7 protein-coding genes are annotated in these 8007 nt (G+C 56.6%); 3 read left to right on the top strand and 4 right to left on the bottom strand.

Annotation, left to right across the window (positions count from 1 at the left end; all coding sequences use genetic code 11):
• A partial coding sequence (locus tag ACOYNV_RS23940) for a tyrosine-type recombinase/integrase (protein WP_422902323.1) occupies window positions 1-397 on the top strand: 397 nt, incomplete at its 5' end.
• Window positions 398-905: 508 nt separating this feature from the next.
• On the opposite strand, the gene ACOYNV_RS23935 is transcribed toward ACOYNV_RS23940, so the two are convergent.
• From ACOYNV_RS23935 to ACOYNV_RS23925, 3 genes are all read right to left on the bottom strand, one after another.
• A complete protein-coding gene (locus ACOYNV_RS23935; protein WP_422902324.1) occupies window positions 906-1181 on the bottom strand; it encodes a site-specific integrase in 276 nt (91 codons plus the stop codon).
• Window positions 1182-2741: 1560 nt separating this feature from the next.
• Window positions 2742-3941, bottom strand: coding sequence for an IS91 family transposase (locus ACOYNV_RS23930; protein ID WP_422902322.1), 1200 nt, complete (start codon window positions 3939-3941; stop codon window positions 2742-2744).
• Window positions 3880-4407 carry a tyrosine-type recombinase/integrase gene (locus ACOYNV_RS23925; RefSeq protein WP_422902321.1) on the bottom strand — a complete coding sequence of 176 codons (528 nt, stop codon included), beginning with the start codon at window positions 4405-4407 and terminating at the stop codon, window positions 3880-3882. The genes ACOYNV_RS23930 and ACOYNV_RS23925 overlap by 62 nt, the downstream gene beginning before the upstream one ends.
• A 1069-nt stretch (window positions 4408-5476) precedes the next feature.
• On the opposite strand from ACOYNV_RS23925, the gene ACOYNV_RS23920 reads away from it, so the two are divergent.
• On the top strand, window positions 5477-5878 hold the full coding sequence (locus ACOYNV_RS23920; protein ID WP_422902320.1) for a helix-turn-helix domain-containing protein: 402 nt from the start codon (window positions 5477-5479) through the stop codon (window positions 5876-5878).
• Between the two features lie 2 nt (window positions 5879-5880).
• Window positions 5881-7146, top strand: coding sequence for a type II toxin-antitoxin system HipA family toxin (locus tag ACOYNV_RS23915; protein WP_422902319.1), 1266 nt, complete (start codon window positions 5881-5883; stop codon window positions 7144-7146).
• A 99-nt stretch (window positions 7147-7245) separates the two neighbouring features.
• On the opposite strand, the gene ACOYNV_RS23910 is transcribed toward ACOYNV_RS23915, so the two are convergent.
• Window positions 7246-8007 (bottom strand): IS1595 family transposase (locus ACOYNV_RS23910; protein WP_422902318.1); only part of this gene is annotated, 762 nt, incomplete at its 5' end.

Raw genomic sequence — 8007 nt, 5'->3', positions numbered from 1 at the left:
GACAAAGTTACCAAGGTTGATGAACCATTTCATGCAAGTTTGCAGGAGGGACACTACTACAGGCCAGGCAATCATGGACTATCTTCGCTTTGAACGTCCTGCGACCACGAACCAAGATGTCTTCGTGCGCCGTCTCGCCCCACACGATGTTCCCATCAGCCCGGATGCAGTACATCGACTCATCCGCGACGCTTATCAACGCATCGGCCTGAAGCATGGCCGCGTCCATGCGCTGCGCCATACTTTGGCCCATCGCATGCTGGAACATGGCAGTTCCCTCAAAGAGGTCTCTGATGTTCTACGCCATCGCTCACTGAACACCTCCCTCATCTACGCCAAACTCGACAGCCGCAGCCTGCTGGCGGTCGCGTTACCCTGGCCCGGGAGTGCGACATGAAGATACGATGCCACGCTTCTAGTTGACCCCGCCAAAATTCAGCTCCACGCCTCGCCATAACCAGTGCCTTCGGAAAAATACCCAGAATGCACGAGCTTGATGGAGGAGTACATGCGGTAGCGACGGAGCCTTACCCTTCGGAGCGGTACAGCAACACCCGTTCGCCACTGGGTTGAACTGATCGACGATCGGTTAAGTCCCCATGGATAGGCGATCTACAGCCTGCATGCCTGAAGAACGCCGTATTTATTGGCTAGGCTGCATTGCTGTAGATCGCCTATTGGAGAGGCTTGCAAGCCGGCATGGTTTAACTCTGCGCATCCCACGGGTTGAATATTCGGATATCCGGATTCCGTGATTGACGCGAGGCTCACTTGACGCAGCGCACAAATTGTTTGCGATAGATAACGCAGTATTAGATGGTGCTGACGGTCGGCATCCGACCCCTTGCGGACGGTCGCGTTTCTCCAAACCGGTCAGTCAAATTAAGATCGGAGCAGCTCATCCCTTAGGAAACAAGTTCTTTCGCATAGCGAAAGAACATACGAAGTATTGTCGCGACCCGGCTTATCGTTGTGCGACACCAACCGCCATCGCTTCGGTGAGTCAGGTAGGTATCGACATCGCTTGGCTGGAGATCTGCTAGCGCTCGGTTGAACGTGCCGTACCAGCATAGAAAGCTCTTTATGTGCCAACGGCTCTGATTGACAGTCGCCGTCGTGAATCCACGTTCCTCCTTCGCCCAACGACAATATTCGTCTAGCTGCGCACGAAAGGGGATCAACTCCAACGGTTCCGGCCAACTGCGGAGAAGTCGAAGGCTGATGGTTCTGGTAATTGAATCGGGAACGTAAGTTACCGCTATTCAACGTGCTCTCACTGCTTGGGACGTAGAATGGATATTCAGTCACGATGTAGAAACTCTCAACTGGAGAGCTGTGTGCGGGAGAACCGCACGCACAGTTCTGAGGGAGGTTAGGACGAGAGTCCTTCTCTACCCCTATCGGGATTTTCAATGAGAACCTGAGTAGTTGCCTTGTAGCATTCTCAGGTGCAGCAGCCGAAGCGTATTCGCCCGAGAACTGCTAGACACCGCGAGCAACTGCTGGCAACGGGCCGCAACAACTGACCGGAAAATAGCGGGAAGGGTTGCCCGCCACTACTGGCCTGATGAATCATATGCTAATGTGCTCAACCGTGCGGCAGGGACGCCGCGAAAATGTGCCAGCTACCCAATATATGGGAGGCAATCGATGACGTCGCCAAATTCGTTGTCAACGACGGACGGAACCAAGTGTCAATCTTCGAGACTTCGTCATCGCTCGCAACCGCATCCGGCCAAACATCCCTGTGCCGTCAATTTCAGTACATCACGCTTCCAGGTGCTGGCAACAAAACATTATTTGCTGCATTTACCAGCACGACGATCAAATCCAAAGCCGCTGGGGCATTTTACACATAGCTTCGTAGCAATCTCGTACGGCGTCCCTTGAGGGCACTTCAAGCACGTTGGCCCACCTTTATAATCATTGTCCAGAACAGAGTCAGTGGGGCACCGGCCATTCTTGGGCTGGCCCATATCCGTCGGTACGACAGTCCAAGGATCGACTTCCTGCCTTGGCGTTTGAGCAAATGCCAAGCTAGAAAAGGAAGTTGCCAAAAAGAGCAACAATCCAAAAATTACGCCTGAAGTTCTCATCTGCACTCCTAAATGTAATGTGTTGTAACGGAACAGTTCTGATGCGGAAAAATATAGGACTGTAGCTTCAAGCCGCAATTTTTAAAGGATCAATTAGAACCGTTCCACTGTCAAGACCTATCTATGCCATTGATGGATTTACTATATTCTGTTTCACAGGCTATGTAAATACGTCAATGTACACCGTTCCAATTTGTTTCGGGCTGCACGACAAGCCCCAGAGTCCTTGCGAATGAGTGCTATGGAGGAGTTCTTCGAGTGGCAGGCAAGGCAGAGGGTTTTTAGGTTAGCGGGCGCGGCGCACCAAGGCTGAAGAGAGGCGCATTACGTATTCCGCGTCCGGTAGGCTAAAAATCCTGTTGTGCTAAACCAGCGGGCACTGACCGTGGTGCTATGGGGATTGAATCAGAGTGGCAGCGTCGGTGAAAGTAGAAGCTTGATGCGGATCGCCTATCAATGAAGCCCAGGCAGTTGATTGCCTGAAAGTTCCTAGAATGCAGGAGGGTCGCGACGTGCTGTTTGATGGCCAGACAAAGCCGGCCAGGTGAGCGCAGGGTTTGGATGTGGCGTTCCCGCCCAAAGGAAATCCGCCGTTCCGCAAGGAAATCACGGAAGCGTTCAAGTGTGCGATGGCGTTAGCGTTCATCAGCGCTTCTCCGGCGGCCCGCGAGGCAAGGTGCCCGGCAGAAAGGTCTCGATGCAAACCATGTGGCCCTGGCCGCACTTCGGGCAGTCCCGCAACGATTTTCCGGTGAGCAACTGGTAGCGGTCGCGGTAGTCGAGAGGCGCGTCGGGAACAGGGATGATCGGAGCGGGTTCGGCCAGCAACTGCCGGCAACGTTCAAGCTTGACCGCACGGTAGCGGTTGGCCAGGAAACCGTAATGCCGAATCCGTTGAAAACCGCTCGGCAGCACATGAAGCAGAAAGCGGCGAATGAATTCGTCGGCCGCCAACTGCATGACCTTCGGGCGCGATTCATGGCGGTAATCCTTCCAGCGAAAGCGGACCTGATCATCAGCGAAGTTGATCAGCCGGTTGTTGGAAATGGCGACACGATGCGTGTAGCGACCGAGATACTCGAGGACCTGCCGGGGTCCGCCAAAGGGCGGTTTGGCGTAAACCACCCACTCGGTTTTCCGCACTGGTGCCAGATAGCGGGCGAAGGCCGCGGGCGCCTGAAGTTCTTCAAGCGCGTGATAAAAGTGCAGATCGCCGGCATCAAACGCACGCTGAAACTGTTCCAGAAACAGCCGGCGAAACAGTCGTGAAAGCACACGCACCGGCAGAAAGAAACCCGGGCGGCAAGAAATCCAGCGCTCGCCATCCGCACTCAGACCACCGCCCGGGACCAGACAATGCAGATGCGGGTGGTGCAGCAGATTTTGCCCCCAGGTATGCAGGATGGCGATGAAGCCGATCTCGGCCCCCAGATGCTTCGGATCGGCGGCGATCGTGCGCAAGGTTTCGGCGGTGGCGCGAAACAGGAGATCGTAGACCACCGCCTTGTTCTGATAGGCAATCGCCGCGACCACCTCGGGCAGTGTAAAGACCACATGGAAATACTCCACCGGAAGGAGATCGGCCTGGCGATCTTCCAGCCATTGCGCACGCACCAGGGACTGACACTTCGGGCAGTGGCGATTTCTGCAACTGTTGAAGGCAATGCGCTGGTGACCGCAGGCATCACACTGCTCGACGTGTCCGCCAAGCGCAGCAGTACGGCAACGCTCGATGGCGCTCATGACGCCACGTTGCCCACAGCTGAGTGCCGTAGCATGTTGCTCACGGTAGCGGGGCCCGGCCTGGCGAAAGATGTCCGCCACCTCGAGCCCGGTGGCACGCATGTCCGGTCTCAGAAATGAGCCGGGGGCGTCGGTATCGTCGGTGGCAGTTGAACCTGGCCTCGGAGACGCGCAAGCCCGCCGCATAGGCGACCATCAGAATAGCGCGGTGCTTGCGGCTGTCGATCGACTCCAGGAAGTGCATTACTTCCTCGCGACTGAGAATCACCGGCAACTTGAAGGGGCGCTTGGGCATCGGTATCTCGTCAATGGACCAGGCGCGCTTGAGCGTTACCTTGTACAGGAAGCGCAACGCGCCGGTGGCAACACTGACACTGCTCGCCGAGAGCCCTCGGGTTTGTGTCAGATGGAGCTGATAGGCTCGAATCTCTTCCGGACCCAGTTCTTCCGGGGTACGGTGAAAGTGTTTTGCGTAGGCGATGACCTGCTGAATGCAGGACGATTGGGTGTTCTCGGCGAGATTGCGGATTGCCATGTCTTCAAGCATCCGCCGGCGTAGTGGGGTCATGGTCAAGCTCCTTATCAAGAGTGAGTGAAGTGCTGCAAGCAGCAGCAATTTCATCTTTCTCCGATCGGAGTGCTTTGGGAATCTGAGGTAACGATTAGGGCGGGTAAACTGCCACTACCGCGTCAGCGGTTTAGTACAATGGCCGTTATGGAAAGCTTTCCATAACGGCCACCAAGATACGTTCGCTCCAAAATATTACTTTCGGATTTCGAATGGCTGCTTATCAATTTTCTGCTTTCGCCGCGAAGGTCCGCTTTCATTTTCCCCCACTGGCTCCTTTGGGTCGTAATGCATAGCTATGCATTACGACCCCTATGCAGAGGATGAAACTATGCAGATTTGGTGATCTGCAACTCTCACCGGCTCAATCCCACTTTGCTCTGAGCCGGCGAGGCTGTATGCATAGTTTATAGCGCTTGCAGGAACGCCATCAAGGCGTCGGGTGGGTGTCATTTGTTCCCAGTGCTGGGTTTCGCCGCAGCCAGGCGCGAATCTCCTGAACCGTGCTCTTCCACAAAGGTGTCGAGCGTTGCTTGCGGCCTTTGCCGCGCAGATGTACGCAAGGCGCGCAGTCCAGAACCACGTCGGCCACGCGCACACCGATAATTTCAGAAACCCGTGCCCCCCGTGTTGTAGAGCATGGCCAGCAGCAGATGGTCGCGCTGCGAGGTCCAGGCAGGGCAATCGCTTACGCGAATGTCGCAAACCAATGAATAAAAACGTTTACTATCAACAACTTATGACATGGTCTTGTGAACTCCCGAAAAACAGTGTCTACTCTCTCGCTTTGTGGAGCGAAGAATTATGACACTCACCGAAGCATTTTCGGGGCTGCCGGACACACAGTAGGGGCCGATGTCGCTCAAATTGCCCTGAATACAATTTAATTCGGGCCAGATAAAGTCCTGCCTGCACTGCGCCTTGGTAGGTCAGGTGGGCGCCACCCTCATCCCCTATCGTCTTGGATTGTTACATATGTGGCGCAAAACAAAGGCGTTTTGCTCAAGTTATTTGTCAATTTGTAGAAGGTGCGCTATACTTTGAGCATCCTAGCCCAAAGCCTCCATTTATGCCCCGAATCCAACCTGCCATCAGCTCCGACCTCCAGAAGCTGGCCCAAGACTTTGGGGGCCGGCTGGCGCTGGCACGCGGGCGTCGCAAGCTCTCCTCCACGCTGTTTGCCGAACGGATGGGCATCTCACGGAACACGTTGGCACGGCTGGAGAGCGGAGACACAGGTGTGGCGCTGGGGATGTACCTCAAGGCATTGCGCATCCTGGGGCTCGAGTCGAGCCTGGCGCTTGTAGCCCAGGAGGATCCGTTGGGTCGCAAGCTGCAGGACCAGGTCACGCTCGAGGAGATGCCCGGGCGAGGGCCTCGGCCACCACGGCGCGCCCTGCCAGGGCATCTCGCCACCACGACTCCCGGCGTGCAGCCCCTGTTTAGCAGCCTCCTTAAAAAGAAACCGTGACCATGGCACGCGTAACCCTGGAAGTCTGGCTGGATGCCTCTGAGATTCATGAAGGTCTCGTGCGGGTAGGTACGCTCTACCCGCATGACGCTCGAACGGACCTCCCGCCGTCGTTCGCCTATGATGCGGTTTGGCTGAAGTCTCCTCGAAAGTTTGCGCTAGACCCGCAGCTGCCACTGATTGCCGGCGAGCAACACCCGAGCAAAACCCGGTGGTTCGGTATTTTCCTCGATGTCGCACCAGACCGCTGGGGCCGGGTGCTTATGGAGCGTAGAGAGGCGCTTGCCGCCAAAGACGAAAAGCGCACGATGCAGCGCCTGACTGACTTCGACTTCATGCTGGGGGTTAGCGATATGACGCGAACAGGAGCTCTGAGATTCCGCTTTAGCCCTGAGACCCCGTTCGTGGCGCCGGACGAGATGCGCGCCGTCCCACCGGTGACTAGCTTGGGCGAGTTGGCGGATGTAGTGGCGAATCTGGAAGACCCTTCCGCTGAAGAACGCCCCGAATATCGTAAGTGGTTGTCCATGCTGCTGGCACCCGGCACATCACTGGGTGGCGCGCGGCCGAAGGCAACCTTCCGTGAAGCTGATGGTCGTTTGTGGCTTGCCAAGTTCCCCTCCCGTAATGACCGGCGTGACTGGGGGGCTTGGGAGTTCATTACCCATGCGCTTGCCCGGAAAGCTGGCATCGATGTTCCGGCGGCGCAGTATCTTCGTTTGGGCGCGCAGTACCACACGTTCTGCGTTGAACGGTTCGACCGCCAGAAAGTGGACCTCTTGGCTCCGGCATCACGACGGCTGTATGCCTCGGCGATGACATTGCTCGCGCGCCAGGACGGCGAGCCGGACGGTAGCTATCTCGACATAGCGCAGGTGCTGGAAGACAGCGGAGGGGTTGGGCTTGAAGACGACTTGGCGCAGCTGTTTCGCCGAGCAGCGTTCAGCCTTGTCGTCGGAAACCGGGATGACCATCTGCGTAATCATGGCTTCCTGCTCACCCGAAGCGGGTGGCGGCTTAGCCCGGCGTTCGACATGAACCCGAACCCTGACAAGAACGAGCACGCGCTCACCTGGGACGGGGCGATTGCTACACCAGACATTGATGTGCTGGGTGAGACGCACGACTTCTACCGGCTGACGCGTGACGAAGCATTTCACATCATCTCCGAAGTGGTGGCCGCGGTAACGGGCTGGCAGGCCCTGGCGCGACATCAGGGAGTCCCATCCCAAGAAATTCAGTTGATGGAATCTGTGTTCCAGGTCTGAGAGGCTGTGAAAAATTCATACCAGCCTGATCTCTTCCCTCGTCACCCCGGCGAAGGCCGGGGTCCAGTTCGTCTATCTGATTGCGTGCTTATCCGGTTGTCACAGGCACTTACTAGATGTAGTGTTTCGTGATTTCGCGGAATAAAGCTCGGCATAGGTCGGCGCTTGGACATCGCCAGCGATGCCGAGCAGGGGTCGGAAGGCGTTGAATGGATAAAAGCGGCGGTTGAAACGGAAGGTGAACTCGTTGAGGTACGCCTGCAGGTGTTGCTCGCTGACGCTGTGATGGATGCCGCGAAGCCAGGTTTTGAGATTGGAGAACACAAGATGAACAATGGGCAGGAAGGTTTCGGCGACTTGCATATCGCCGCGCTCCGCGACGGCGGTATGAAGATATCCGCGTTTTCCGAGCGTCGCATAGCTGCTCCAGTCATCGGTAATAATGGAGGAACCTGTCGCAACGGCATGCTCGATGAAACCGACCAGCGACTTGGCGCTTCGGTCCGGCACCACCGCGAGCCTGACGCGTCCGGCGTAACGCCCGGTCTTTCGCTTGTTGAGGCTGCTGGCACCTTTTCGCTGGCGTACTTCGACGGCACAGGCCACGATGACCATATCGTGAACGCCTCGGCCTTTACCCCGCGTGCGACCGCCCACGTAGGTTTCATCGGCTTCTACGACGACATCCCGCTTGCCGCCGATCCGGTCCTGATCCGGTCGCACCATGCCGGCGCGGAGCTTGTGAAGAATTTGAAACGCCGTTTCGTAGCGCGAAAGTCCGAGCTGGCGCTGAAACTGGACAGCCGATAAGTAATAGCGCACAACCGAAGTGGAACGAATCTTGCTGCACGGGGTTAAATC

Origin of the sequence: Propionivibrio sp., assembly GCF_049316945.1 — a bacterium.
GTDB lineage: Bacteria > Pseudomonadota > Gammaproteobacteria > Burkholderiales > Rhodocyclaceae > Propionivibrio.
The sequence above is the reverse complement of the archived record's forward strand: the minus strand, read 5'-3'. Positions and strand labels throughout refer to the sequence as shown.